Here is a 25,605-nt window from a genome sequence, read left to right on the forward strand (position 1 = left end):
ATACTAACCTAACCGACAGATTGCTGAAAAGGTAACTGGGATCTGTTCAAAAAGAAAAGGGTGGGCGACAAGGACAATCAAAAAGGAATCAGAATTACTTGCCACCTTTCAATAGGTCGGCCATCGCTTTGCCCATGGAAAGCCCCACGTTCATGTAGGTTTCGGCATTGCCACCATAGTGCCCGTTCGAAGCCCCACCCTTGGACAGTGGGTTGGTGTAAACGGTGGCCACGTTGCCTTTGAACTGAGGATATTTGCCGGAGTTGCCATCGACGGCCATCATGGCATTCAGGATCAGCCCTTCATTGCCTTCATCGCCCTTTTTGGTCTGGCCCAGCGTGGCACAGACAAACGGTGCTTTGGGTGCGTTGAAATCCTTCCGCAGGGTTTCAATCAAGGTGACCAGATTCTGCTCGTAACGACCTGCCAGGCCAGCATCATAACGATCTTTATCGCCTTGCCACCAGAAAAAGCCTGCCACTTCGTAACCCTTGGCACCTGGGTAAAACTTCTCCAGGTCAGCCAGCACTTTCTTCGCGTTGGCAATGTCGTCATCGTACTGTTTGCCAGCGTACCAGTTGACATCTTTGGGGGTGGTGCCTTTTTCCCATTTCATCGGTGTCTGTTTGTAACCTGCGTAAACAAACGTCTTTTTGACGCCGGTTTTCTTGTCTACTTCTTCTGTTTCAAACCCTTTGCTGCCAGGGGGAAGTAAATCCCAGCCCAGGCTGCGGTTGCCGATGCAGCTTTTCAGAATCATCACCGGTTCGGTCAGGGTGTTCCCCACATGGTGGCCAATACCGATTTCCGGACCGATGTTTCCTTTGCCAATGGTCAGCCATTCGTTGTTATGAATGCCCATGGCACCACCGCCACGACCCACCATCACCCGCACGTTACGGACATCGTTACGCACGGTCCATTTCCCTTCCGCATCTACCAGGAATGGGTACAGTTTTTTGGTTTTGACGGCATGTTCCAGGGTGCCATCTTTATCGCCAACCACTTTGCCAAAGCCCAGCATATTGGACTGACCCAACAAGATAAAAACCTTGACTGGTTTGGTCATGTCGGCTGGTTTGCCGTCCGGTACGGGCAGGGTGGCAGCATCATCTGCGGCACGCACATTCAATGCGATGCCGCAAACCACTGCCAGAGTCAATAACTTCCAATTACGTTTGTTCATCATTCTTACCTTTAGGAGAGTAACTTCTTGTTGCTGTGGTATTTGAACGCAGCACTCTTATGCAAGAAACTGTTCAATCGGCCCTGCCTGATTGGGTTGATAGCGGGCAATCCCCGGATCGAAATCCCCAAAGTGCTTAATTGGGTTGCCATAGGCATTGAGGATGGTGGTGTACCAGTTGCCCAGGGTTTTGTGCCCTGGCTGATCGTAGTTGGGCAGGCGAATGTAACGCCGTTGTATCTTCAGCGGGGTATTTTTACCGGACAGCACCACAAATGGATATTCCCAGCCCAGCGAATGGTGGGTTTCCCCACTGTTGGGGAAATACATAACCATTGTGTTATCAAACATCGTGCCATCACCTTCCGGCACCGCTTTCAGCCGGCTGACGATGGTATCCACCAGGGTCATGTGGTGCGTACGGGCACGGTTGCGGATTTCCTCTGCATCCAGCCCACCAAAGCTTTTGCCGTGGCCAACATCGTGCATGTTCACTTTTTCGTTTTCGATTCCTGGAATTCCAGTGTAATCGTGACCAAGTTCATCGATCGTAAAGGAAACCACGTTGGTCAGGCCGGAAATCAACGCACCCAGCAGTACTTCAGCATGCCCACGCTGGCGGTCGATGGTCGTCATCTCTTCTGCCAGATATTTTGCATCCAGTTTGGGGATGTGCTTGCGAATCTGTTCCGCCATCAGGTCAATTTTGCGGTCACGTTCGCGAATCGCTTCAATCGAATCAGCATAGCTGCTGACTTTGGCCTGTTCATGGCCTTTCAGCGTCTGCACCAGTGGTGCCTCGTTACCGTGGGTAAATTCCAACAACTGTTTGGCCAGTTGGGTTTGCATTTGCAGGTTTTTGTTGTCCGATACCGACTTAAACAGTTCCTGCAGAGCAATTTTCGGTGAGCCGAATGCATAGTTCGGCTGTTGTGGGCCACGGGCGGAAAATCCTTTGGCAATGCCGTTCAGGCTGCCACGGGGATTCCCACCACCCAGTGGGAAACAGGCCAATTCGATATGCTCCATCGGCGATGGAAAAAGTTTGGCCAGTTCAAAGTCGACAGTGGCCCATTTGATGGAACTGATACGTTCGTTTGCTTTGTACACACCCAGTGAAGAGCACCATGAGTGGTGCCCAGTGGTACACATTTTGCCCGAAAGACCTTGAAGCAGGGTGAGATCGGACTTGTGTTTGGTCAAACAGGCCATCCATTCGGGCAGATCGTGACGGTCGAGGTCGATATCCAGTGCTTCTTTTCTCGCTTCGCGTTCCATATCCGCTTTCGATAGTGTGGGTGGCACCACCACGCGGGGGAACAGTCCATTACCACGGTGCATGAAAATGAACCGCATTGGTGGCTTTTTGCCGGCAGGATTTGCCTGCACGAAAGGAGCCCCCAGAAAGAATGCCCCCATCCCACCTGCGGCCAGTGGGAAAAATTCTCTACGTGTGGTCATTTTCTATTCCTGTATGGTTTTGCGATAAATAAACGAATCAGATGTCAGCAGCGAAATCACAACGGCACGGAAGCTGCCACCGCTGGCAAGGTAGGCTTTATCCGCGTCAATTAATGTCTGTGAATCACTTAACATTTCATTTCGCCCCATGAAGAAGCGGAAGGCGTGGCGAATGATCGATTGCCGCACACGGTCGGACTTTGCCAGGCGATCGATCAGATCGAAACTATCAGCCACTGGGCCATCCAGGCTCGGATCGCCCGTTCCGGTCAATTCCCCTTTGGAGGAGACCAGCTTGGTTTTGTAGGTGTCTGCATTGTTCCCCTGACCCACCTTCAACAGGTTGTCTGGGTGTTCCAGATCTTCCATGGTGCGGAAGCGGCCGTAATCATCAAACTGCTCCAGTGGCAGGCCCAGCGGGTTCATGTGCTGGTGGCACTTCATGCATTCCTGTTTGGCTGTGACAAATTCCAGTCTCTCGCGGAACGTTTTGTGGGGATCATCCGGCACCTGAGCATCAACTGTAATCGGCACATCTGGCACGTAACCTGCGAGTAATTTTTCGCGAATCCAGCGGCCACGCTGCACCGGATTATTATGAAAATTCGATGAGAATGCCACCAGCCACGCAGGGTGGGTGAGGATTCCTTTGCGGTTAGGCACCGCAAAAGGTTGTACCGGTTGGTAGTTCAATTGGTCATTTTTGGTGTAAGTGCCGTTTCTACCGGGAGTTCCGGACAAATTGTACAACGGGGAATACCAGAACTGGTTCCCATGCTGCCAGGGCAGCACGGTAAAGGGTGTTCTACCTTTGCCAAAAGTATTTTCGAAGTGGGTCATTACCCGCGTCATGCCATGATCGTGGCGACGGGCACTTTTTGGCGGTAAACCCTTCGGATCGAAATACTTACGTATTTCCGCATCGTATTTTTTGGTCACTTCTTCGGGATTCTTTTTCCAATCCGTATCTTTCAGGATTTCGTACAATTGACGCCAGTTTTCGATTAATCTGGCACCTTTTTCATTATCCAGATTGTGGTAAACGAAATACTGATCGTTAGTCAGCAATTCCTGAAAGACGTTGGTGTCTTTTTCCAGAATCCATGCCACCACCTGATCCGCTTCATCAATCAGGCGACCAGGTGTCTGGGTGCTGCCGCGATCGGCGTTGGCGTAAACTCCCCCACTGCGTTTGGTGTCCTTGAAGACTTTAATCGCCATGGGATAGCCAAAAAACTCGCGGAAGAACCGCACCATTCTGGGGTGGGTAACGGTGATGGAAGTAACACCCCCATTCAGCGATTTGTCTACCTGTCCTCGCATGTAGTTGGGATCATCGAGCAGTCGGGCTACTTCGCGTTGATAATCAGCCTTCGTGGTCAATTTGCCTTCGTTGGCAGCCTGCAATAATTTCGCATCCGGCCCACGATCGCCAAGTGCGTAGGAAATTGCGTAGGCGGCCTCGAGGGGTGTCAGTGTGGAACGGCCAAACTGATCCAGCTTACCGGTGCCGAATTCCTGCCGGTAATAAAAGTCCGATTCCAGCACTACGGCTTTCAGCATTTGCCGCAGGCCTTCTACATTTCCTGCAATGTTGATCGCATTGGAAGTCAGTTTCAGGTATTTCGCCATTTCCTCTGCAGCAGGCAGGCGTCCCAATACCAATTGAAATTGCTTATTGATTGCCGTTTTGATCTGAACTTCCGTTGCAGGCTGTTTCGCCAGCACGATTGTTTCGAATTCGGCAGTTGTTGTTTTGGGGTACCACTTATCTTTGGGGTCGCTGGGCAACTTATCCGTCATACCCGCTTTCATCAGTGCGGACTGCAATTGTTTGGTGGCAATCCATTCCGCATTACCTAATAACACCAGCAGATGGCCACCATCCAGCACGCTACGGTCGTAATACTTCACCCCCGCACCATCTGGCAGAATAAACGGATTGGTGATTCCGTAGAAGCCACTGCGTTTCATGTTGTCCCGTTCGCGGCCTTCCAGTTGGAACAGGTCAAGCATTCGCTCTTCAAATATCTGTGGGCTGACCAGCCACCGTCGGGTGGGCGTAAATGGCTTTTCCGTAATCTTTCCAGAAAACAGCAGGTTGTGGTCGACGTAGTTGCCACCATCGGGATAGCGTTTTTTGTCGGCCAATCTGGATGCGTGGTGGGCTTCCAATTCTTTTTCCACCCAACTCGTCAGAGTGGTCACTTCAGCAGTGGTCAGTTGATCGGAAGATGTGGGGGGCATCATTTTGAAGAAAAGTTGCTCCTGCACCTGATTCAGCAGATCGAGCCGCTCTTTCAATGGAAGTTTTTCCAGCCCGGTCAGTCGCACGTTGCCTTTGGCATTCTGGCCAGTGTGGCAGTTGGTACAATAGTCACCCAGTAAGGTAGAAATCTGTTTCGGAACAGCCCACGTGGGTGCATCTGCCCCCATCGATGGTGTGACCAGCGCAAGCCATAAGCCAAGGATCAATAAGGAAAGCCGCGGCCAGATTGGAGACAGTTTCTGCATCATTCGTTCCTGAAACCCAGCAACTACGCACCCAGGTGGGAAAATATTCGCTATTTCACACCAGCTATTTCCACTGGTGGCGGGTACAACTTCCATATTATAACCGATATTGTTTCTGATTTTCGGAAATTTGCTTACGATTCTACGAAAGATAATCATGGCACCCAGCACTCGTCGCATCGCAATCATGCTCGATTTGCAGTGGCCTTACAAAAGGCACGCAGACATCTTTGCGGGCATTCAGGAATACGCGGAACAGCACCACTGGGATACCATTATCGATGAATTCGCCCACAATACATTGCGGAACGCCCAGTCAGGTGCTGGGCGGTACGATGGAATAATCGCCCGCACCAATCACCCACTGGTGCAGGAGGCCCGCCGTAGTGGGATACCTCTTGTGAATGTGTGGGCCAGTTCCCCCGCCCGCAAACTGGTTTCCGGTGTCTACCCGGATTCCATCGTGGTAGGCCGCACGCTCGCGGAGCATTTACTATCACGGGGGTTCCGATCATTTGCCACCCTGACTTCGCTGAAAAATGTGGAACATGAACTGGAAGTTGCTGAATTCCAACGAACCGTGCAGGATGCGGGCTTTCAATGCGTTTCGGATCGAACCCCACAGAATCCATGGGATCACCTGAGTCACTGGCGAAAAACGGAAGAGGTGATCCAGCAATGGATGTCGCAGTGGCAACTTCCTATTGGTGTTTATGTGGGTTCTGAAGGTGCTGGTCGGATGGTGGTGCAGGAATGCCACCGCAGGCACTGGCAGGTTCCCGCCGATGTGGCAATTATTGCTGGAAAAAATGAAGAGACACTCTGCGAACACCCCCGCCCGTCGCTGACCAGTATGGAAATCGGCTATAATCGCATTGGTTTCGAAGCGGCTCGGATGCTGGAACGCATGATAGTTGAGCCCACCAGCCAGCAGCAGGTGGTGCGGATTGCCCCACAGGGCCTGGTAGTGCGGGAATCGACCGATTTTTTTGCGGTAGACAGCGAAATTATTGCCAACGCCCTGCGTTTTATTTCAGCAAACAGCCACAAACGGATTGGACCAGACCATGTCGCCAAGGCAGTGGGTGTCGAAACACGCACGTTACAGAATCATTTTCGAAAAGTGCTGGACCGCCCGATTGCGACAGAAATCCGTCGCGTACGGCTGGAACGAGCGAAACGGGAACTCGTGCAGAGCAAAAGATCGATTACGGATATCGCCCGCGATACTGGCTTTGGTCCACTGGCACGGATGAGTGAAGTTTTTCAACGGGAACTCGGCCTGACCCCCACCGCCTATCGGGATCAACGCCAACTGGGCGAGTAGACTCGTATAGTTTGGTAAAATAACAAGTAATATGTTGGCATCGGCGACACAAATGAGAAAATATTCATTTTCCTGGAAATTGTTCGCGTTCGTTTTTGTTGTCATTTACATTTTTTCGTTGAGCATGCCTGTGGTGTCGGAAGGCGTTGCTGAAAAATGTGGTTATGCAAGTATCATTGGCGGGACTCGATATCAGCTCAACTTAATCAGCACAGATCCAACGGTTAATCACGATTTGACTATTGCCTTGGGATTTTATCTGGCATTATTTGCCGTGATTTCTTTTCCTTTCGCTTGGTTTGCGTCTGCGATGATTGCAGTCTTGTTACATCACTTTTCGACGATACGACCCAAAACCATTGCCCAAACGAAATTATTTTAATCGTTTGACTTCAGCATATCCTAAGTTGCCAACTGGAATGTGCCGAGTCCAAAACCTATCCAACCAACTGGCCCTGCTGCGGGCATCCGGCCATGAGAATCGCTGGTAGAAAACTGCTACTGGAAGATGATTTAATAAGTCCGAGACTATATTCGGCAGATTAATTTATCGCGCTACTTACTTGACCACCAAAATGGTGGCGGAGGCAGGTGGGAAGTTGTAAGGCAGGTCGCCAGTGGTATCCAGTGGCAGTTTGCCCAGTTTCCGTAACTGTTCGGTGCTGTCCTGATCAAAGCACCAGCCTTGCACTTCTTTGGCGCGGGTGGGCAAGTCCAGTTCCAAGTGGCATTCTTTCCCCAGGTTTTTGTTGATCACCACAATCGTCAACGCATTATCCGATGCTCGTCGAGCAGCATGGATGGTGAGGTCGGGATGATTGGCACTGCTGGCCACAAACTGTTCACCGAATACCCCACCTGCACCATCGTAATTGCGGTAGAGTTTCCAGGCCAGCTCCTGGGTGCCTTCTGGTTTGGTCCAGATGAAGGCAGAATCCAGCTTTTCACGGCCAAAGATTGCGAACAGTTCCGCCTGAGCCAGGCCACCGGTAATGCTGCCGGCACCACCATAGTTGTATTCACCAAGCGACAGTTTCATGCCTGGGTTGTGTTTGTCAATCCATTCCCGAATCCGGCGGATCGGCTGGGCAGCGGCACCGCGGGTCATATCGGCAATCCACGATTCCGGGCGGTAGGTGGGGTCCCATAGAGAACGAGTATTTCGTAAACGAAGTTCGTTCAGTGCGGGGTCCATGCCGTGGCCATCGTACGGGCTTTTGCCGTTGATGCGTGCTTCCGGATACCAGTGAAAATCAAACACATCCACCAGTGGCTTGCCATGTTGCTGTTTGTATTCACCGCATTTCTGAATAAACCATTCTGCCATCGGCATGCCACCAAACTTGCTGGCATCCGGTCGTGTGGGGCGGTTTTCAGGCAGGTCATCGTACGCTGAATAGAACAGGTCGGTCCAGCCCCAGCTGTTATACCCCACAATTGTGGCATTCGGGTCGACTTTTCGAATTGCTTCCGCATATTGCACAGTGCGGTTCCACAATTCTTCCCGCGTCAGTGGGGCCAGGCACACGTCACGGTGGGTCTGGTGCCAGAGCATCGGTTCGTTGTCCAACACGTAACAGCGCACACCCGATTTGCCGAATTCTTCACAAATGGCCTGCACACCTTGTGCAATGAATTCCGGTGGGGCTTCCACGCTGGTGTCTCGCCAATCGTTATTTCGCACCACGCTTCCATTTTCCAGCATACCCGAGCCCACATCGGGCTGGCCCGATTCTGTGCTGGTCTGCTTGCCATATTTTCGAACAGAATAGGAGTAAGAATAACGGTCTTTGGCGACAAATCCCAACATAGGCACGGTGACGTAACCTTCGGCACCGCCAGCATTTGCGTCTCTCAGGAACTTGAACCAGCCAGTTTTTCTGGGATCATTCGCAAAGCCGCCACCGTTTTTAAAGAACCAGTCTTTACCTGCGTTGTCGCAGCCATTCTGGAAGTTGTAACGGGAACTCCGATTTCCACCCCACCTGACGAGCGACAGGTGGTACTGCCGAATCTGGTCGGGCGAGAGTTCGCACGCACCGTAAATGGCGGTGGGGATGGTATGTTTCACTTCGCTGCCCACGATTCCGCGTGCCTGATAAGGCTCTTCACGTGGAAACTGTGGCATGGGTGGCGATTCCCTTGTAAAGGCAATTTCACGAATTTCAAAGTTCACAAATGGGTGATCACAGGAGAAATTGATCCCCCACAGTTTGGTGAGATCCAGGTCGCAGCTTTGGGTAAATCGCGTCAGGGCAATTTTCGCGATTCGCCATTCACCATCAATTTTGGCAATGCCGTTACCCACCAGATTCACCGAAGTGCTGGTGGGGCGATCTTTCGGTCGATCCAGGCTATCAGCCAGCGTAAGCGTCAGATCGGCATCGGGTACGGTACCTACCTGACGCAGGGTAATTGCTAATGTGCGGTAACCAGAAACGTCGTTGGTGGCATCTTTGTTCCAACTTGCCCAGTTAACCCCACAGATTTTGGTGCCTGCACCAGCGTAATCCAGGCGGATGCTGTTGCTGCGGATTGCCACTTTTGCGGAATTGGTATCCCAGCTTTTGCCGTTGGTGCGGTCAGACGACCATACCACCACTTTTTCTGGTATGGGCGTAGAACCTTGTTGACCATGAATCGTTTCCAGACTGCTATCCGAATCGCGCAGCAACCACAGGACCAGAAACTGGCCAAGAATGAACACGATGAATACCGAACGTAAGCCTTCCATTGTGCCCCTTTTCCTACTGGGTGCTGCAAGCGCGAGTGTTCGCCGAATGAAATACAGTAGAACGGGAAAATAGAGTAGGCAAAATATGCCGGAGTTGATGATTATTAAGATCAGGTAGGATTGTATGATCACAGAAGAATTTTCACTCCGGCAAATATCACCGATTGTAGGGGGAGTGTCAAAAAATCCTTACAACCGCCAAAATCTGCCCCAGGGACGTTCACAAGCGTTCAATAACTGGTAAAAATTCGGTTGCAAGCTGAAAAATAGTCAAAATCGAACTTTTTTGAAAAATCTGCCAATTTTGTGCCATTGACGTGGGGTCGATTTCCACTTTGGCGGTTTTTCGTAGCTTTCCTCCATACCTTTCGTGGTGCATCACCACCAAAGAATGAGAATATATTCATAATCTACCGGAATGGACCCCTCCATGGCACTGACACTTGCCGCACGCCTGGCCAATTACGCCGACCAGCTTACTTACGAATCAATCCCAGTGGGGGTGATTCATGAAACGAAACGCCGAATCATCGATTCGCTGGCTACTGCAGTCGGTGCGATGCCTTCCGAAGCGTACCATTTTGCCAAAGCGTGTGCCAGTCGCGTGCAGAGCACACCCGGTGCCACCATCCTGGGTGGGGGCAGTTCCAGCCTCGAATGGGCGACGTTTGTCAACGGCCTGCTGATTCGCTATCTGGATTTCAACGATACTTATCTTTCGAAGGAACCTGCCCACCCCAGCGATAATCTGGCTGCGGTTCTGGCAGTGGGGCAAGGCTACCAGTGCAGTGGTGCGGAAATGCTTACTGCAGCAGTACTTGCGTACGAAATCCAGTGCCGGCTGTGCGACGCCAGTTCATTGCGAAAGCAGGGTGTCGACCACGTGACTTACGGTGCCATTTCATCCTCACTGGCGGCAGCAAAACTGATGAAATTAAACCCTACTAAGATGACTCACACAGTAGGGATTGCCGGAGTCTGCAACGTGGCCTTACGACAAACCCGCAGTGGCGAGCTGAGTATGTGGAAAGGCTGTGCGTTTGCGAATGCCGCACGCAATGGGGTTTTTGCTGCCACGCTGGCTGGGGAAGGACTGACCGGCCCCGCACCGATTTTCGAAGGCGACCTGGGTTTTATGAAACTGGTCACCCGCGAAGAGTTTGATGTGGCACCTATGGGGGCGGAGAATGGTGGCGAACCCGAATTTATGATGCGGAAAACTTATATTAAGTATTGGCCCGCAGAATACCACTCCCAAAGTGCGATTGATGCCGCACTGCAGCTACGGAACAAAATTGGCGATCTTACCCAGATTGCCAGCGTTGACATTGCCACCTTTGAGGCATCGTACAACATTATTGGGAAATATCCGGAAGCATGGGCACCCAAAACCCGGGAAACTGCCGACCACAGCCTGCCATACTGCACCGCAGTGGCGTTGCTGGATGGGGATGTGACGCTGCACCAGTTCGATCCGGAACGCTTTACTGCGAAGGATGTCCTGGATCTGTTGAAAAAAGTAACCGTTCGACTGGATGATGCATTGACCCCACGCTATCCCAACGGGATTCCCAACAGAATAATAGTGACTTTGCAGGATGGGACGAAACTGGTGAAGGAAGTAGAGTTCCCACGTGGGCACGCGGGCAACCCAATGACCGATGAGGAGGTGGAAGCCAAGTTCCGCCGCCTGGTGGAACCACGTTACGGTGCCCACCGCGTTGATGAAATGCTGGCCACTTGCTGGAATTTTGAAAACCTGACCGATGTCAGCCCACTGCTGGCAATGTTTCAGGCGTAACGGACAAATCGAGAGATACAAACTGTTTTTCATACAGGTTATCTATTTTTTCGGCGCAGGCCAAAGTAATTGGTCATTACCAAGTAAATCGCCGTGGTGCTATACTGCTGGTTGAAGTTGATAGGAGTTATCGATTTAATTAGTTGTAATGTATTCAGTGATTCACCTTTATAGACTTCTGAACACTGATCTATTTCAATTACAGGCGGAGAGTTCGATGCTAGAGATCATCATCCTCTACAAACTTTGCATGCGGATTGGCGATGCAGCTAGGGGAAAAGGACGACAGGCGATTGGCTACCAGCTGATGTTGATTCTATTTTGGTTAGGGGGAGAGCTGGGCACGGCATTCTTTGCAATTCTTGCACTCCCGTTGCTCTTCGGTGAAGAATACGAGCAATACATTTTCGTTGGATATATCGCAGCAATCCTTGGGGCGGCGTTTGGCGCCTGGCTCGCATTTCGTATCGTTGCCGGGTTACCTGAAAATAGATCGCTAGAAGTTCCAGAGTCTGAAGCTGAATCCAGTTCTAATGATAATTTTTCATGACTGCTATCAACTTTGCGTTAGCATGACCAACTTTTTGATGATAGCATGCAACAAGCTCCCAACATTGAATAAGCTGTTACTGGTAAGGCGTACGATAGTGATGAAATCGGGGAAAAAGTTGGAATAAAGTTAAACAATTCTTCAACAAACTGAAGAAATTTCGAAGAATTGCCACGCGATAGGAAAAACGATCGCATTGCTTTTTAAGCATGATTCATCTTGTTGCGACAGTTATCAAATGTAGCTCATTCATCAACAGAACTTAATCCTCCTTATATTCGGTTCACTCCAGAGTAGAGTTGAAGTATCATTACGATGATCGAGTCAGATATGCCACAAAATGATAAAGATTATTTCAAGCAAGCTGCAGAATATTGGGCCAGAGGAGAATCATTGGAGGCGGGGAGATTAATTTTCGAAAATCTGACACCCTTCAACCGTCCCCAGTGGGCAGCTCGTATCCTGAAATTGGTTCTTGATAGAAGTATTGTCGAGTTTCCTTGTCTCAAAATGCGGCCATGCAGGATGCAGAAGAGTTGAGCAAAGTAGAACAGAAATCGTCGCAACTGTTTACAGATCAAGCAGTTAGCAATACTATGCCGAACATTGCCGAAAACTGTACATATGACCATATAGCCGCGGTGGGACTCGAACAACTGCCAAAACTACTGGGAAATTCACACATTTCTCGCGAGCGCGTCCCTAAATGCGGCCATCTTCAAAAATTGATCCATTCTCTGGCCCACAATTGGGTGAATCTACCCGTAGATCTGAAACATGTGATCCACGAACTGCCCGATGGACTGATCGAACTTTTATACACTTGGGGACCACCGGCTGATACGATTGGTTGAAAATGTAAATCATCTCAAAACAACACTTCTGACAAATGACCCAACCCACGAAAACTCCTCAATCTGGACGAGTTTATCAGAAATGTAAAAAGTTCTGTCATTTCTCACTGATCCGACTGAAAGAACCTCTTCAGGCTGTGGGTAATTACTGCTTTTGGATATCAAATCGGGATTCGATTGGAACTGGGGCAACAACATGTGCAACTTCCTCCTCTGCATCTGCCCTTCATTGTTTCTTGCCGTACCAAGAATCAATCCAGTAGCGTAGGTCATGTTTTGCCATGGAATTCCTGGCGTGCGGTATCTATCTTCACCCAGATCTGCAGACCTGATGACGCTGACCAGGTGATATGTAAAAGGATTTTGAAATACCGCAAAGACGCACTTTGCAGACGGGGTATGGTTCAAGTGGAAAATACTGGATATTGTGTTGCCCATAACTAGACTGACAACCTGCTACTAACAGTGACCCTTATGGAGATGAACGCAACATGTTTAAGAAACTCTGGATCATCTTCCTGTTCCATGGTTGCTGTTCAGTTCTCAACGCTGCACCCAAACCCAATATTGTTTTGATTCTGGCAGATGATCTCGGATTTTCCGACCTTGGCTGCTATGGTGGGGAAATCGCCACACCGAATCTCGATGCTCTGGCGAAAAATGGACTTCGCTTCACACAGTTCTACAATTCGACGCGCTGCTGGCCCTCGCGGGGTGCACTCTTAAGTGGCTACTATCCGCAACAGATTCATCGCGACAAATTGCCGGGCATACCAGGTGGCGGGGTGCGGGGTACCAGGCAAGCCTGGGCACGATTATTGCCCGATTTCTTGCGATCTGCGGGCTACCGCAGCTATCATAGCGGCAAATGGCACATTGACGGCAAGACCCTCGATGGTGGCTTTGACAGTGCACTCACGATCAACAGCCCTGGAAACTTTTTCACCGCACGTGGCAGCTTGCTGAACGATGTTCCCATAAAGCCACTCGCAGACGAAAAAGGTTATTACCTCACCATTGCAACTGCCGATCATGCCATCGCGTGCCTGAAGGATCATGCAGCGAATCATTCAAATAAGCCGTTCTTCCATTACCTGGCCTTCCATGCGCCACATTTCCCGCTTCACGCATTACCGGAAGACATTGCAAAATACGAAGGTAAGTATGCTGAAGGTTGGAACAAACTCCGCGAATCTCGATTTGCTCGTCAGAAAGAACTCGGCATCGTGAACACAAGCCTGTCTGCTCTGGAACAGAATGTGGGACCACCCTATCGTTTCCCGGATGCGTTCAAAAAACTGGGCTCCGGCGAAGTCGATCGCCCGTTACCCTGGAGTGAACTCACTCAGGAACAGCGCACATTTCAAGCAACCAAGATGGCGATCCATGCCGCGATGATAGATCGCATGGACAGGGAGATCGGTCGAGTGATCAAGCAACTCAAGGTGATGAACGCTCTGGACAACACGATTATTCTGTTTGCGTCGGACAATGGTGCCAGTTCGGAAATCATGGTGAGGGACGGCGGACACGATCCTGCAGCATCACCGGGAAGTTCTGCATCGTACCTTTGCCTTGGGCCAGGATTTGCGAGCGCATGCAATACTCCCTACCGCAGACATAAGACGTGGCTCCACGAAGGTGGAATCAGCACCCCATTCATCGTTCACTGGCCTGCTGGTATCCACGCGAAGGGTGAGTTGCGGACCACACCCGCTCACTTTATCGACTTCGTTCCCACGGTTCTGGATCTGACGAAAATCGAAAAACCCAAAGACTGGAAAGGTGTGCCCATCCCTGCAGCACCAGGCAAAAGTATCGCACCGGCCCTGGCAAAGGATATCTTGATCGAACGGGATTTTCTGTGGTGGCTACACGATGACCATAAGGCAATTCGCGTGGGCGATTGGAAACTGGTTGCTTCGGCGGGCGATCCATGGGAGCTTTACGATATGAAAACCGATCGTGCGGAACAGCACAACCAGGCTGGGAAGATGCCCGGAAAAGTGAAGGAACTCAGTGAACTGTGGCAGAAACAAACAGATTCATTTACGGAATTGGTTAACAGAACATCCCCTGCTAAAGGCAAAAAGAAATGAGTCAGCAAAGGCAACTGCCAGTTACACGGTCAGGACTCTGCCAGTGAATTTCTCAGGGAATGGTTCAAATAACGTATTTCGTACCGTATTGGCTCAGTACGTTGATTAATCCCTGTAACTTCGATGGATGAAGTGGTTATGATGCATCGTCGATTGACGGAAGTGGAACGTGGCTTTCGAGAGATCATCAGCTTCGTCCAGGTTGGGAGCCATCTCAAAAATGAGTTGAGTTGTTGATTATTCCACAATGGCCAAGAATGTCCATTGCCGCCGCCAGGCCAGAACAGAACGCTCCTTCGATACGGCCTCCTGCGAGCCAGTCTCCACACATGGCTAGTCCAGTCACTCTATCGTAGTAGGCTGTTTGCATTTCCGAACTACTGCCCATACTAAACCGCCATCGGTGTGCCACCAAATGTGACACCTCGGGTAACAAGTTTCCCGTGGCTGTCGCCAGTGCGTTGAGGAGTTGGGTACCAACCGTTTCCGGGGCATCATCTAGGTGGTCTGCAGACCATTGCGGCCCAGCGTGCAGTACCCAACAATCACGATCGCTTGGTCGACCGGGTTTCGAGCTGTTCCGGGTGATCCATGACAGTGGAGAACCATGGACGAACGCCCCATCCCACGGCACTTTGAATCGACTCTCGAACGCCAACATAACGGCCCAGCATGGAGCCATTGAAACTGATGCAGCGATTGAGGAGAACGGATGAGGTGCTAGCAATTCGGCAGCCTGTGGAGCGGGTAAAGCAATCAGTATGGATCCGTAAGGGCCGAAAACTGCACCGGTATCGTCGAATAATTTCCACCCAGTACTTTCGTTCGAGATCCGCCGGATCAGTGTTTCACTGCGTATGTCGAGACCCTTCGCTAGGTGCGTCCCGATTGCCGACATGCCTGGCATCCCGACATAGCGAGTCTGGGGCGAAGTGTTCTCGACCGAACCCTCCTGAAGTTTGACGATCAGACTACTCCACTCGGCTATAACCCCGTTTGATTGCCAATTAGTAACATGGCTGGAAAAAACGGGGTCTCGGACGGTAAAGTATTGTGCACCATGATCGAACGACATGTCACGGTCGGCCCGGCGCGTCGCTGCCCGGCCTCCCATCCCTCGGCCTTTATCAAAAACGCATACCCGCAGTCCGTGATCTGCCAACGTACGAGCGCTGATTAAGCCCGAAATACCGGCACCAATCACTGCCACGTCAGGGTTTGTTTGATGAAGGTCTATTTTTCCGTTATTGTCATCGAACAATACAATTCCCCTTCAATCGTGAGCTTTATTCGCGACAAGTACAGCTAACCAGACCAACATGATCACAGTTCCAGCCACGGTATATTACTTTCCGGCCCGTTCCACCTTGATCCATTCAATTTCCAACTGAAATGGTCCCGCTTTCTTGTCGCTCAGCATGAAGCCGATGGCATTGATTTCTTCCGGCTTCACTGCACCAGCATCCTTGACCACCCGACCAAATGAAGTCGCCTCGAACTTGTCGAGTGGGATTTTGATCTCGATCCACTCACCTTTCTTTGTTTGCAATGCAGCCCGGTAAGAAAAAGCAATCAGTGGCTTGTTGGGATAGAGGTTCAACATGTATTGTCGCCCATCGCCCCGGATTTTAACGACTAAAGTATCGCCTTTTTCCAGTCCCAGCTTTTTCCCTTTGGACCGAACGGAGGCAAAGCCGCCATTGTTTTCTAATGACAGGGTACCAAAGAACTCCATCGTTTTCTGGTTGGTAAGTTTGAACTTCCCTTCCGAGACCCCGCCCATCACACCATCGTTGACTGTTTGCCAATCCTTGGCAGCATCAGTCCCAGTGAAGTCGAACAACACTTTGGGTGATCCATCGGCCATGACAAGCGACCTCATCAGAATTACAAGGGTCAACACCAGTAATTTATAAATCATCATCGTCCCCAATTCATCGTGGTTATTGCTATTTGTAGTACCGAAGCAATCGACACCCACACGAAATAGGGCAGTTGAGCGATAGCCACCCAGCGATAATGTGGCCAAATTGCTATCGCACACCAAATGATCGTGGCCCACACAATAATGATGTCTGCTGCCGCCAGTTCGACGCTTCTAAGTCCCGAAAACAATGGCATGAACAGGAGATTTGCCACGAGGTTGATCGCGAAAGGCAATGAAATCATCCAGTGCAGCTTTTTCCGACCAGCCTGCACAAATACAAAGCCGAACGAAACGATGATTACCGGATAGAGGATCGACCAGATCAGACCAATGGTGGCTGGGGAAGGCGTCCAACTGGGCTTGGCCAGAGAGTTGTACCAGGTCATCCAGTCCATCAGCATTTCCGCCCCCTTTTCAGTGCTGCGATTCCATTTTCCGTTATTATAGACTCAGGATGGCTACCTCAGCGAGCTGCACGAGGCCTCTCCACTACTACAGATCAAGGAATTGTCACAATCGATGCTCGTTTCACTGGCGGAAGTAATTTCTGACCGTCTGTATGATTACAGCTTCACCAATCGCGTCTTCACCGATAACCCGTTTCTGATTATTATGCAGCAGTTTCATCTTGCATCTTTCACCAGAGCATTTTTTTAAGAACGTTTTTAGAATACTGTGCACCAACCATCGCCAACCCAGCCCGAGCCAATCAGATGCTGCGTCATTTGCAGTGTCAGAGCCTCGCACTGGACCGGCGACAGCAATTTTTTCAACGTTTCTTTCTGCAACAAGTCCTTGCGCAAACTGCTATGGTCGTGCAGAATCCGTTGGGCAATCAGGTATTCGGGTCTCAGGTGCTGTTGATAGAACAGGTGATTCCAGGACGGTCAGAAAGAAATGAAGAGGAATCAGAAGATGGAAGTTGGAGGAAGTATGGAAAGCCTGTTACTCCACGCACCTACCGAACCGATGCTCACGGTGAAGTGCAAGTGAAAACAGGGGTGTAATGGCTTTTTTCTTTGAAAGGGAGTTTAGTACCTCGTGATGCCTTCGTGGATCTGGGTCGCCAATGATCATGGCCTTGATCCTATTGAACAGACAGTGATGTTGTCACTATTGTTGTTCGGATGTTCGGATGGAGTGTAACCGGTCATCCGGGCAGGTTGGGTAACGGATTCGACAAATTGGGCTGTAAAAAAATGGGTCTTTCTGTGATGAGAGGTTTTCCACCACCTAGTCAACACAGGAGACCCAATAATGATTATCTCAGATTCATCTTTCGCAATCAACCCCAACTTCCTGGCTGACCAACTCGATCAGCTCTTACCAGAAGTAAAGCGTGCTGTACGAGAACGCATATCGATTCGTGATTTCGAGCAATTCGTTCAGCAACTGGTTGCCCAAATTGGTGCTTCAGTAATCTCGCTTTATCTGGAGATGCAAGGCACTGGCGATCTGGGAGAAACGATTACGACTGAGGAAGGAGAAACGTTTTATCGAAGCGACGAACCACGACAACGAACCATTCGCACCATCTTTGGCGTGCATCAGTTTCGCCAATATGTTTATGGCAGAAATCTCGACCGCAAGACCGATTTCTATCCTGTTGATGTGGCCATTCAAATGCCAGAAGGCAAGTATTCCCTTTGGTTCCGAGAGATCATTCATCACCTTTGTGTGAACGACTCTTATCAGCAGGTGTCTGACTTGATTCAGCTGATTTTCGGGCAACAGATTCCGGTCGACAGTCTGGAACGGATTACGAATAATCTGAGTAAACCTGCAGAGCAATTTCTGAATCAGATACCGATTCCAGCACCAGAAGAAGAGGGAAAGATTCTGGTGGTGAGTGCGGATGGCAAGGGAGTGCCGATGGTTCGCCAAACGAAACCATTCCCAGCATTCGAGAAACGTTCGTATCCTGGCAATCGGCGTATGGCAACGCTGGCTACTGTGTATTCCGTGGATGAATATGTGCGAGCACCCGAAGAGATTATTGCATCACTGTTTCGAGAAAACATGGAACATCCGCAAAAGCGTCCGCACCCGGTGGGCAAAGTAGTTGCGGGATTTTTGTCTCAATGTGATGAAGAAAGCGTGCTGATCAAGGGCACGCACCGGGCAACTGTCTGGGCAGCGGAGCAGGTCGAACGTCGCCACCAGACGAACCAGCCGTTGGTGCGACTGATGGATGGTCAGATCAGTTTGTGGGACGCTTCCGATGTCAATTTCGATTCATACGAGACCATTGATATTCTGGATATCATTCACGTTGCCAGTTATGTGTGGGATGCTGCGAAAGTTTTTGGGTCCCACCGTGAGTACCAGGAAGCATTTGCCCGGGATCGTCTGTTACGAATTCTGAAGGGTGATGTGAAGGGAGTGATCTCCGGTATGCGTCAGATGGCAAAGAAACAGCAGATGAAAGGGGAACGGTTGAAGAAAATCAATCAGGTCTGCAACTACCTTGAAAGGAATAGCCAACGCATGCGGTATGACACCTATTTGCAACAGGGACTACCAATTGCCACAGGGGTCATTGAAGGAGCTTGTCGCCATCTGGTGATGGATCGGATGTGCCGGACGGGCATGCGATGGACAACCAAAGGAGCACAGGCGATGCTGCACGCCCGAGCCATCCATCAGGCTTGTAAAACCACCGATTTTCATACTTACCTGGCTAACCAGGAATACCAAAGAACAGCTCAATACCGCAAACTGCTAAACTTACCTCACCTACCACCACTGCCCGGATGACCGGTTACACTCGTTCGGATGATCTGAAGGTTCAACTTCATGATTCAGCAGTACTTCTTGTCATGAGCTTGGCAATTTCAGCTGGGTTACTGGCTTTTATTCTGGTCAGTAAAGGTTTGTTGATCATCTGCCGCTGCACCGGCTCGAACGATTGTTTCAGCGAGCCGCTCTGAAGTTATCTCGCTCTACAATGTGCAGTTGGCTGGGCGATGTCGCGAATTGCTGGAGCCACTTTATTGCTGGATGCTGGCGGATCTCTTGCAATCCCGGGTAATTCATATCGATGAAACCAGTTTGCCACTGCAGAAAAAGATAATCAGCGTCAGTTGCATCCCGCCCGCATGTGGGTAGCGATTGGTGATGCACTGCATCCGCATCTGATTTATGACTTCACAATGAGCAAAGCACGCGCAGGGCCAGAAGCACTGCTGAATCATTACAACGGCTACTTGCATGCGGATGCAGCCAACTTGTACGACCAGTTGTACACCCGGCAAAATATGACCGAGGTGGCGTGCTGGGCACATGCGCGCAAGTTTCATGAGGCCCAGATTACGGCACCGCTGCAGGCTGCGCCGGGCCATGGTGCTGATCAGCAAATTGTATCGGATTGAAAAGGAGATTAAGAAGGATCTGGCTGAGCAGTCCTGGGAATTGTCTGTGCAGGAAGCGTATCGAGTGCAGATTCGCCAGGAAAAAGCAATTCCCGTGTTGAAAGAATTGCACGATTGGCTGCATGCGGAGGCACCAAAGTTGTTGCCCAAAAGCCCGATTGCCAAAGCGGTGAACTATGCGTTGCGCCATTGGCAGGCCCTGCACCGATATACCGAGCAGGGGTATTTGAATATTTGTAACCGTTCACTTATGTTGTTGCAGTTTCGGTGCAGGTTTGCCTTTCCGGTGTGCGTTGATCGCTTCTTCCAGATAATCTAATACGTTTCTCCCCTGTAGTTTCAATGTTTCACATACCGTCAGGATTCGCTCTGCGAACCGACAGCCACGAGCACTTTGAGAACCACAAAGCTGCGTCGCCGCCACAACACAGCGCGACGTTGTACACGCTCCGCATCATTATTCGTTGGCGGAACATGCTCATGGTCGACAAACAGCCATAAACGCCTTTCTACTTTGGCCACCCTCTCGCAAAACCCTGCAACTGTTTGGTCCTTACTACCTTGCCCCTGTTTCAGCAGCGTGCGTACGCGTTCCTTCAACGGTTTCATCCGCTGTTGCAATGTTTGGCGACTTATCTGATGATCTCTCGTAAAAATATGCCATAGCTCAAATATTTCCTTGTGTAATTCAAGCCAGTGATCCACGAGTTTTGTCGCTCGCTTACTTCGTTTGGACAATGCCTCCCAGTTGCGTTTCAAATGTGCCCAACATAATTGATGGCTATCTTCAGGAAGGTTCTTCACATATACCTTCCAGCGATCCGTACTGACAAATCCAGGGAGTGCTTCACCCATAAACGTTTTCAATGCATCAATATTGCGACGTGCATGAATGAGAAATACTACGATATGAATCTTTGCCGCAATCGCTGTCCATAACCAGCGTTTGTGGCCCGCCTCTTTCCAGCCCGTTTCATCAAACCCCTTTACATCAGCGTTTTTAACTTTCTCACGAGCTTCCTCATAAGGTGCGTCCAATGCCGGAATTGCCTCGGCTTCCAGATTGCTGATGGTTCCCAAGGATATGTCTATGCCAAAAATCGTTTTGCAAGTTCGTTCGATTGACCGTTTACTCAATCCATCCTGACCCACCATACATAGCAGAGCAGCTGTCAATCGAGGACCGGTGCAATGGTTGCGGTACTCGGCAGGAATGGTCATCGCCGTTGTGTGTCCACAATCAGCACATTTCCGGGAATGACCTTCATATTGTGTTACGATTAAAGGCTGCTGTGGCAGTTCAACTTGCTGATGAATCCTGGGTTCAGGTAGATTCGGACAGCCAACAAGTGATTTGTGGCAGCGAGAACAGGTTTCTGGCACGAACTTGATAAAGGAGTCCACACTTTCAGGAGGCAAGGGTTTTCGCAGATTTGCCTTGTGACCATGTTGTGCCCCGCGTTTGCGACCAGTCGGCTTTTGGGAAGCTAATTTTTCTTTTTCTGCAGGTTCTTGCTTGTTAGGCGGTTTCAGCTTGTCTTCCAGATCACGAATGCGAGCTTCCTGCTGCCAGTATTGTCTTTTGTTGTTGCTGAATAATTTGTTGCTGATCCATCAGCTGTTGTTGCAGCAAATGAACCTGCTTGAGCAATTGCTGGCACCCAGGACATTCGGAATTGAACGACTCGATTTCCATCACCGGATTATAGAAAATGGCTGAAATTTGCGAAAGGCCAATTCCCGAACCGGTGAACGGTTACGAATATTGATAATAATGCCGCGGAGCGTGGCATTGCGAGTGGTTGCCCTGGGACGCAAGAACTGGTTGTTTGCAGGCAGTGAACAAGGCGGTCGCAATGCAGCCATCATCTACAGCATCGTGCAATCGTGCCTCCACGCGGGTGTGGAGCCGCAGGCCTACCTGACCGATATCCTGGCAAACTGCCCACCTGGCCCAAGGATCGCCTGAGTGAGCTATCCCCTGCAGCCTGGAAACAGCAACAGTTCGACAGCAACAATCCTACACCATCCTGAATCCATCTACCCGATTCTAAACAATTGCGAAATCTCAACGAGCTCTGCAAGTTGTGTGAAACTCAACTCACGGATGTATGAAATCAGAACAGTCGTTCACTGAACGGGTACGTTGAGCACGACGGGTGAAAATTGCCATTGAAGTTTATCGCGGGTGTGTTTTGATCTGTGACCGCTTCATGCGTTGAGCACATGGCAGCGACGAAGTGACCGACTTGCTAGGCGAGTGTTTTGATCTGTGACCGCTTCATGCGTTGAGCACTACATTGGCCACTGGTCGGTATGGCCCGCGTCGATGGCGTTTTGATCTGTGACCGCTTCATGCGTTGAGCAAATATGAGGGCAAGCGTGCGGCGGCAGTTGTTGGTGGCGTTTTGATCTGTGACCGCTTCATGCGTTGAGCACTTGTTAATGGCAATCTGGAATCGTTCAAACTGGCCAGGGTGTTTTGATCTGTGACCGCTTCATGCGTTGAGCACATTGAGACAGTCGATTGTCGGTGTATAAATCCGCATTGTGTTTTGATCTGTGACCGCTTCATGCGTTGAGCACAGAATGGAGTGTTGGAGTACGTGAGTTCTTCCTCGTGTTTTGATCTGTGACCGCTTCATGCGTTGGGCGTTTCGATTTTCGTGCTCGGCTTTCCCTTTGTTGATGGCAATCAATCGTATTGTTGGGCTCAAGAAACATGGGGCCGCGTAGGAAAGAAATATCCGTTGGAGCGTGCGATAGTGTGTGAACCTGAATCTGGCCAAGCTGGCAAAGAACTCGCTCCATGTATGAAAATAGACGGCTACTGGTAAGCTATTTCAACTACCCTGCGGGTGTACGACTCCTTGCGTGTTTTAATCAATGACTGCCTTGGCGTTGAGAACAAATTGAATCGCTGCGGGAAGAGTACTTTCGAACCTTGTTTTAATCTGTGACCGCCTTGGGAGTTGAGCACGCATTGGCCGCAATCCTGAGTTGGTGGATTACTTTTTGTACGATGATTTCGAAATCCTGTCGGATGCGGTGAATCATTGTTTCTACCATTGATTCAGGAAATCGTCATCGTGGATGTTATTTTTGCATTTTCGACTATTGTAGTCAGCTTTCTGTCTCAGGTTCTTCATTCACGTCTTCCGGTGACAAGCTTAGCCATTCCGAAGATTGTAACATCTTGGTTGCTGCATCGTGAAACACTTGAAAGTCATTTGCCGTAAGGAGAACCAGTCGTAAGCATTCGCCATTTTTAACAGGTTTTACCTCAGTTGGACGACTGAGCCCCTTTTGCCAGAACTCGACATCTCCTTCAAAACGACCATGTTGCCAAACATAAGCGTTTTTGTTACGAGCCGTCAAAGCCCAGCGGCGTTTCCCAGCAACATGAAAACGTAGAATACGTTTGCGAAGATATGACTCACGGTTGGCAGCAAGCTCCTGCTTGAAGTAGAAAACAACGTCCTTGTTGGTGATATTGGCGAGCGCTGTCTCCCAATCAGACCACATAACCTTGCTTGTGCCAATACGATGCCGGCCTCTGGATATAGCCTCGTTTGCAAGCTCTGGTGCTGGGAAAACGTTCGAGCAAACGAGATACTCTGATTCAGTCGATTTATCCTTAGCAACAGCGATCCGGCAGCAAGTAATGTTAACTCCGAATTGCACGCTAAGCCATTCAGCGCTAATCAGGATAGCGTAGTCATATGCTTCGGCGACGAGAATGACCCGTTGAGCTCGATTGATGTCTTCACGATCTACCTCCAGAAACTCTATCAGTGCCTCTTGCTGACCTAAATCGAGTAATTGCAAGAAGTCATCTGGTCCCCACTGCGAAATCATTCCGGCGTAGGAAATTGCCTGAAGCATTTGTAGCTTGTGACTGCCACGCTTTAGTTCGATGACAACACATGTCCCTTCCTTATCCACTGCCAGAAGATCGATTCGGTCATGAACGGTTTTTGATGGTTCGAGCTCCTTGCCTAACAAGAACAACTCCTGCCCGATCTCCTTGAAAAAGGCGTCTGGACTGTTGGATATGAATTCTTGCAGATCGTACCGCTCCGTAATCGACAAGGAGGCTAGCGTCGGTGTATCTAGTGGCGTAAAGGTTTGGTTGTTTCGGTCTATCTTGAGCATTGATTTTCTCGTTTGAGTTGTATAAGAAGTATCGCACACTGCTGCTGGATTCTCATAACCTTCAAAGTTTACAGTTGTTTTGCCTTCTGTTCTTAGGGTAATTCAATTGGTGTACACTTCGGAAGAACTAGTTTCAACTCATCAAGATCGAAACTAGATTCCAAATCACTGATTCATGCCGCTACAACCCAAATTGCGGTTATCTGCCACACAGGCTCCAACTGATTTCAATAAAGTCATTTTTCGATCAAGATGGCTTGTGACAAAAGCCCATGTTCCTAAAGCACACGAATAATCTTGCACCAGAATCAAACGATTTTTTCACGATCGGAACCATCTTTGCCGATACTTGCACCTTTGTTTGTCAAGCCTGAAAATGCCGCACGATTCCATGTTTTAATCGCAACAGGTTTAGTCGTTATTAAGCGTATCAATTCCTCGGTATCGCGATATGGCATTTCTTTTTCAATCGGATATCTAAAAAAAATGAGATAGACCTGGCTTCTTTATGATTATCCATGCTGCGCGGGCTGGGAATGCCTGTGGCATTCCGGACCGGCCAGACAAGACTCATCAGGGTAATTTTGGAAATTGGTTCAGCTTCAAGCTTGTGAAAGGTTCACGTGCGGATTACGACAGCTGCATTGACGACCAGAAGCGATACATTTTCATACTGGCCTGGACCCAGATTGCGGTCAAAGTACCAAGGATCGAGGTGATCAGTGTTGACAGCCAGTTGGGGCAGCACCAGCTCACCAGGGCCAGTATCATGCCGATGCTCGTGGCAATCCCAAGGGTGTACCTGATGTTGCCCAATAACTTCAACAGGTTGAAATACTTCACAGATCGCTGCGAGATTCGTCTTCCTCTGCCAGCTACTGTGGTGATTGCTTCCTGAGTCAGGCAGCCAACGGTGATTGCCGCACCGACGGCAGGTGTCAGCAGTTGTTTCGCTTTGGCATAGATTTTACCCGCAATGTCGACCGCACCTCGTTTGAATCGCTCCCAAAAAGATGGTTTTGGCTCCAGCAGTTCTGCAGGCAGTAGTTGCTGACGAAACAATTGGATGGCATCCTGGTTGACCAGCAGTTCACTGAGGATTTCCCGTACAGCTGCCTGGGCACCTTCCCGGGCCGCATCTGCCACCGCTTCATTCAAGGCATCTGATAGCCCATCGAGAATCGTATCGAGACGATCGAGTTGTTCCGACAGTTGTTTGCGGGGTACATGATTGGTTTCGGTCATATTCATGATTGTTTTCCTTGTTCAGATTGTTGTGAAGTAGTGGAAAGAACTATTTGTTTGGGCGGGTCAACTGGGATGCTGTCAACAGACCGACGGTGCTCCACAATGGTCCGTAACGTCGCAGATACCAGCTGCCCAGATACAGGACCACCTGTGCGATCTGCATTGCTGTCTGAGAATCGATCTTCGGTGGGGCTTTGACCTGAACCCTGGGTGGTGCCTGCTTTTTTCTGACCGTTTCCAGACGGTCTTGAATGGCATCCCGCACCGCCAGCCCGATTTCGGAAGCCAGCATGGTTCGAACCCGCTGGTGCAGGCTCTCCATCGTGTCGCATAACTGGCGAACACGGAAGTTCAAAATTCTGTTCATTTAATTTCTTA

The 25,605-nt window shown here is 49.9% G+C and carries 22 protein-coding genes, 2 pseudogenes and 1 CRISPR repeat array; of the genes and pseudogenes, 12 read left to right on the top strand and 12 right to left on the bottom strand.

The features are described 5' to 3' along the window. Positions 1-94: 94 nt before the first annotated feature. The 3 genes from R3B84_16150 to R3B84_16160 are packed head-to-tail and all read right to left on the bottom strand — an operon-like array spanning position 95 to position 5,257. Positions 95-1,189: a sialate O-acetylesterase gene (locus tag R3B84_16150; GenBank protein ID MEZ6142097.1), complete on the bottom strand. Its 1,095-nt coding sequence runs from the start codon at positions 1,187-1,189 to the stop codon at positions 95-97. A gap of 54 nt (positions 1,190-1,243) precedes the next feature. Continuing rightward, positions 1,244-2,647, bottom strand: coding sequence for a DUF1552 domain-containing protein (locus R3B84_16155; GenBank protein ID MEZ6142098.1), 1,404 nt, complete (start codon positions 2,645-2,647; stop codon positions 1,244-1,246). Positions 2,648-2,650: 3 nt separating this feature from the next. After that, positions 2,651-5,257, bottom strand: a complete 2,607-nt coding sequence (locus R3B84_16160) for a DUF1588 domain-containing protein (protein MEZ6142099.1) — start codon at positions 5,255-5,257, stop codon at positions 2,651-2,653. 61 nt (positions 5,258-5,318) lie between these two features. On the opposite strand from R3B84_16160, the gene R3B84_16165 reads away from it, so the two are divergent. After that, a complete protein-coding gene (locus R3B84_16165; protein ID MEZ6142100.1) occupies positions 5,319-6,488 on the top strand; it encodes a substrate-binding domain-containing protein in 1,170 nt (389 codons plus the stop codon). 52 nt (positions 6,489-6,540) lie between these two features. Further along, positions 6,541-6,870 carry a hypothetical protein gene (locus R3B84_16170; GenBank protein MEZ6142101.1) on the top strand — a complete coding sequence of 110 codons (330 nt, stop codon included), beginning with the start codon at positions 6,541-6,543 and terminating at the stop codon, positions 6,868-6,870. A 177-nt stretch (positions 6,871-7,047) separates the two neighbouring features. On the opposite strand, the gene R3B84_16175 is transcribed toward R3B84_16170, so the two are convergent. Beyond that, positions 7,048-9,222, bottom strand: a complete 2,175-nt coding sequence (locus tag R3B84_16175) for a glycoside hydrolase family 44 protein (GenBank protein ID MEZ6142102.1) — start codon at positions 9,220-9,222, stop codon at positions 7,048-7,050. Positions 9,223-9,652: 430 nt separating this feature from the next. Between R3B84_16175 and R3B84_16180 the strand changes: the two genes are divergently transcribed. The 4 genes from R3B84_16180 (at position 9,653) to R3B84_16195 (ending at position 14,526) form a co-directional block, all read left to right on the top strand. Continuing rightward, positions 9,653-11,023, top strand: coding sequence for an MmgE/PrpD family protein (locus R3B84_16180; GenBank protein MEZ6142103.1), 1,371 nt, complete (start codon positions 9,653-9,655; stop codon positions 11,021-11,023). A gap of 217 nt (positions 11,024-11,240) precedes the next feature. Next, entirely contained in the window at positions 11,241-11,573 is a 333-nt protein-coding gene (locus R3B84_16185; protein MEZ6142104.1) for a hypothetical protein, read from the top strand. A gap of 536 nt (positions 11,574-12,109) precedes the next feature. After that, positions 12,110-12,427, top strand: coding sequence for a hypothetical protein (locus tag R3B84_16190; protein ID MEZ6142105.1), 318 nt, complete (start codon positions 12,110-12,112; stop codon positions 12,425-12,427). Positions 12,428-12,918: 491 nt separating this feature from the next. Next, the gene (locus tag R3B84_16195) at positions 12,919-14,526 is read left to right on the top strand and encodes an arylsulfatase (GenBank protein MEZ6142106.1); all 1,608 of its coding nucleotides are present in this window, start codon (positions 12,919-12,921) and stop codon (positions 14,524-14,526) included. A 214-nt stretch (positions 14,527-14,740) separates the two neighbouring features. Here the strand turns inward: R3B84_16195 and R3B84_16200 are convergent, their stop codons facing one another. The 3 genes from R3B84_16200 to R3B84_16210 form a co-directional block, all read right to left on the bottom strand. After that, positions 14,741-15,736, bottom strand: coding sequence for an FAD-dependent oxidoreductase (locus tag R3B84_16200; protein ID MEZ6142107.1), 996 nt, complete (start codon positions 15,734-15,736; stop codon positions 14,741-14,743). Between the two features lie 135 nt (positions 15,737-15,871). After that, complete coding sequence (locus R3B84_16205; GenBank protein MEZ6142108.1) at positions 15,872-16,450, bottom strand: CIA30 family protein; 579 nt, start codon at positions 16,448-16,450, stop codon at positions 15,872-15,874. Then, a complete protein-coding gene (locus R3B84_16210) occupies positions 16,447-16,848 on the bottom strand; it encodes a TspO/MBR family protein (GenBank protein ID MEZ6142109.1) in 402 nt (133 codons plus the stop codon). Before R3B84_16210 ends, R3B84_16205 begins: the two co-directional genes overlap by 4 nt. Before the next feature lie 124 nt (positions 16,849-16,972). Here R3B84_16210 and R3B84_16215 point away from each other — a divergent pair, with 124 nt between their 5' ends. The 5 genes and pseudogenes from R3B84_16215 to R3B84_16235 all read left to right on the top strand — a co-directional run bounded on the left by R3B84_16215 (position 16,973) and on the right by R3B84_16235 (position 20,143). Continuing rightward, positions 16,973-17,110, top strand: coding sequence for a hypothetical protein (locus tag R3B84_16215; GenBank protein MEZ6142110.1), 138 nt, complete (start codon positions 16,973-16,975; stop codon positions 17,108-17,110). A 56-nt stretch (positions 17,111-17,166) separates the two neighbouring features. After that, positions 17,167-17,460 (top strand): hypothetical protein, encoded by a 294-nt coding sequence (locus R3B84_16220; GenBank protein ID MEZ6142111.1) that lies wholly within the window; start codon positions 17,167-17,169, stop codon positions 17,458-17,460. 250 nt (positions 17,461-17,710) lie between these two features. Continuing rightward, entirely contained in the window at positions 17,711-19,210 is a 1,500-nt protein-coding gene (locus R3B84_16225; protein MEZ6142112.1) for an ISKra4 family transposase, read from the top strand. Between the two features lie 323 nt (positions 19,211-19,533). Further along, positions 19,534-19,824 (top strand): annotated as a pseudogene (locus R3B84_16230) (transposase). Next, a complete protein-coding gene (locus R3B84_16235) occupies positions 19,793-20,143 on the top strand; it encodes a transposase (protein ID MEZ6142113.1) in 351 nt (116 codons plus the stop codon). Before R3B84_16230 ends, R3B84_16235 begins: the two are co-directional and overlap by 32 nt. A 38-nt stretch (positions 20,144-20,181) precedes the next feature. Here the strand turns inward: R3B84_16235 and R3B84_16240 are convergent, their stop codons facing one another. Continuing rightward, on the bottom strand, positions 20,182-21,435 hold the full coding sequence (locus R3B84_16240) for an IS66 family transposase (GenBank protein MEZ6142114.1): 1,254 nt from the start codon (positions 21,433-21,435) through the stop codon (positions 20,182-20,184). 150 nt (positions 21,436-21,585) lie between these two features. On the opposite strand from R3B84_16240, the pseudogene R3B84_16245 reads away from it, so the two are divergent. Beyond that, a pseudogene (locus R3B84_16245) lies at positions 21,586-21,858 on the top strand (transposase). 158 nt (positions 21,859-22,016) lie between these two features. Continuing rightward, a CRISPR array of direct repeats spans positions 22,017-22,479; the repeat unit is 33 nt; unit sequence GTTTTGATCTGTGACCGCTTCATGCGTTGAGCA. Between the two features lie 468 nt (positions 22,480-22,947). Here the strand turns inward: R3B84_16245 and R3B84_16250 are convergent. The 4 genes from R3B84_16250 to R3B84_16265 all read right to left on the bottom strand — a co-directional run bounded on the left by R3B84_16250 (position 22,948) and on the right by R3B84_16265 (position 25,594). Then, positions 22,948-23,979 carry a hypothetical protein gene (locus R3B84_16250; protein MEZ6142115.1) on the bottom strand — a complete coding sequence of 344 codons (1,032 nt, stop codon included), beginning with the start codon at positions 23,977-23,979 and terminating at the stop codon, positions 22,948-22,950. A 308-nt stretch (positions 23,980-24,287) separates the two neighbouring features. Beyond that, complete coding sequence (locus R3B84_16255) at positions 24,288-24,437, bottom strand: hypothetical protein (protein ID MEZ6142116.1); 150 nt, start codon at positions 24,435-24,437, stop codon at positions 24,288-24,290. A gap of 172 nt (positions 24,438-24,609) precedes the next feature. Then, a complete protein-coding gene (locus R3B84_16260) occupies positions 24,610-25,230 on the bottom strand; it encodes a hypothetical protein (protein MEZ6142117.1) in 621 nt (206 codons plus the stop codon). Positions 25,231-25,273: 43 nt separating this feature from the next. Next, the gene (locus R3B84_16265; protein ID MEZ6142118.1) at positions 25,274-25,594 is read right to left on the bottom strand and encodes a hypothetical protein; all 321 of its coding nucleotides are present in this window, start codon (positions 25,592-25,594) and stop codon (positions 25,274-25,276) included. Positions 25,595-25,605 lie beyond the last annotated feature (11 nt).

It is taken from the genome of Zavarzinella sp., assembly GCA_041399155.1.
Lineage (GTDB): Bacteria > Planctomycetota > Planctomycetia > Gemmatales > Gemmataceae > JAWKTI01.

What these genes read in the sequence shown, in the direction of transcription:
- R3B84_16150 (MEZ6142097.1), bottom strand. Translation starts at nt 1,189, where the DNA reads ATGATGAACAAACGTAATTGGAAGTTATTGACTCTGGCAGTGGTTTGC.
- R3B84_16155 (MEZ6142098.1), bottom strand. Translation starts at nt 2,647, where the DNA reads ATGACCACACGTAGAGAATTTTTCCCACTGGCCGCAGGTGGGATGGGG.
- R3B84_16160 (MEZ6142099.1), bottom strand. Translation starts at nt 5,257, where the DNA reads ATGGAAGTTGTACCCGCCACCAGTGGAAATAGCTGGTGTGAAATAGCG.
- R3B84_16165 (MEZ6142100.1), top strand. Translation starts at nt 5,319, where the DNA reads ATGGCACCCAGCACTCGTCGCATCGCAATCATGCTCGATTTGCAGTGG.
- R3B84_16170 (MEZ6142101.1), top strand. Translation starts at nt 6,541, where the DNA reads ATGAGAAAATATTCATTTTCCTGGAAATTGTTCGCGTTCGTTTTTGTT.
- R3B84_16175 (MEZ6142102.1), bottom strand. Translation starts at nt 9,222, where the DNA reads ATGGAAGGCTTACGTTCGGTATTCATCGTGTTCATTCTTGGCCAGTTT.
- R3B84_16180 (MEZ6142103.1), top strand. Translation starts at nt 9,653, where the DNA reads ATGGCACTGACACTTGCCGCACGCCTGGCCAATTACGCCGACCAGCTT.
- R3B84_16185 (MEZ6142104.1), top strand. Translation starts at nt 11,241, where the DNA reads ATGCTAGAGATCATCATCCTCTACAAACTTTGCATGCGGATTGGCGAT.
- R3B84_16195 (MEZ6142106.1), top strand. Translation starts at nt 12,919, where the DNA reads ATGTTTAAGAAACTCTGGATCATCTTCCTGTTCCATGGTTGCTGTTCA.
- R3B84_16205 (MEZ6142108.1), bottom strand. Translation starts at nt 16,450, where the DNA reads ATGATGATTTATAAATTACTGGTGTTGACCCTTGTAATTCTGATGAGG.
- R3B84_16210 (MEZ6142109.1), bottom strand. Translation starts at nt 16,848, where the DNA reads ATGGACTGGATGACCTGGTACAACTCTCTGGCCAAGCCCAGTTGGACG.
- R3B84_16215 (MEZ6142110.1), top strand. Translation starts at nt 16,973, where the DNA reads ATGCTCGTTTCACTGGCGGAAGTAATTTCTGACCGTCTGTATGATTAC.
- R3B84_16220 (MEZ6142111.1), top strand. Translation starts at nt 17,167, where the DNA reads ATGCTGCGTCATTTGCAGTGTCAGAGCCTCGCACTGGACCGGCGACAG.
- R3B84_16225 (MEZ6142112.1), top strand. Translation starts at nt 17,711, where the DNA reads ATGATTATCTCAGATTCATCTTTCGCAATCAACCCCAACTTCCTGGCT.
- R3B84_16235 (MEZ6142113.1), top strand. Translation starts at nt 19,793, where the DNA reads ATGGTGCTGATCAGCAAATTGTATCGGATTGAAAAGGAGATTAAGAAG.
- R3B84_16250 (MEZ6142115.1), bottom strand. Translation starts at nt 23,979, where the DNA reads ATGCTCAAGATAGACCGAAACAACCAAACCTTTACGCCACTAGATACA.
- R3B84_16255 (MEZ6142116.1), bottom strand. Translation starts at nt 24,437, where the DNA reads ATGCCATATCGCGATACCGAGGAATTGATACGCTTAATAACGACTAAA.
- R3B84_16260 (MEZ6142117.1), bottom strand. Translation starts at nt 25,230, where the DNA reads ATGAATATGACCGAAACCAATCATGTACCCCGCAAACAACTGTCGGAA.
- R3B84_16265 (MEZ6142118.1), bottom strand. Translation starts at nt 25,594, where the DNA reads ATGAACAGAATTTTGAACTTCCGTGTTCGCCAGTTATGCGACACGATG.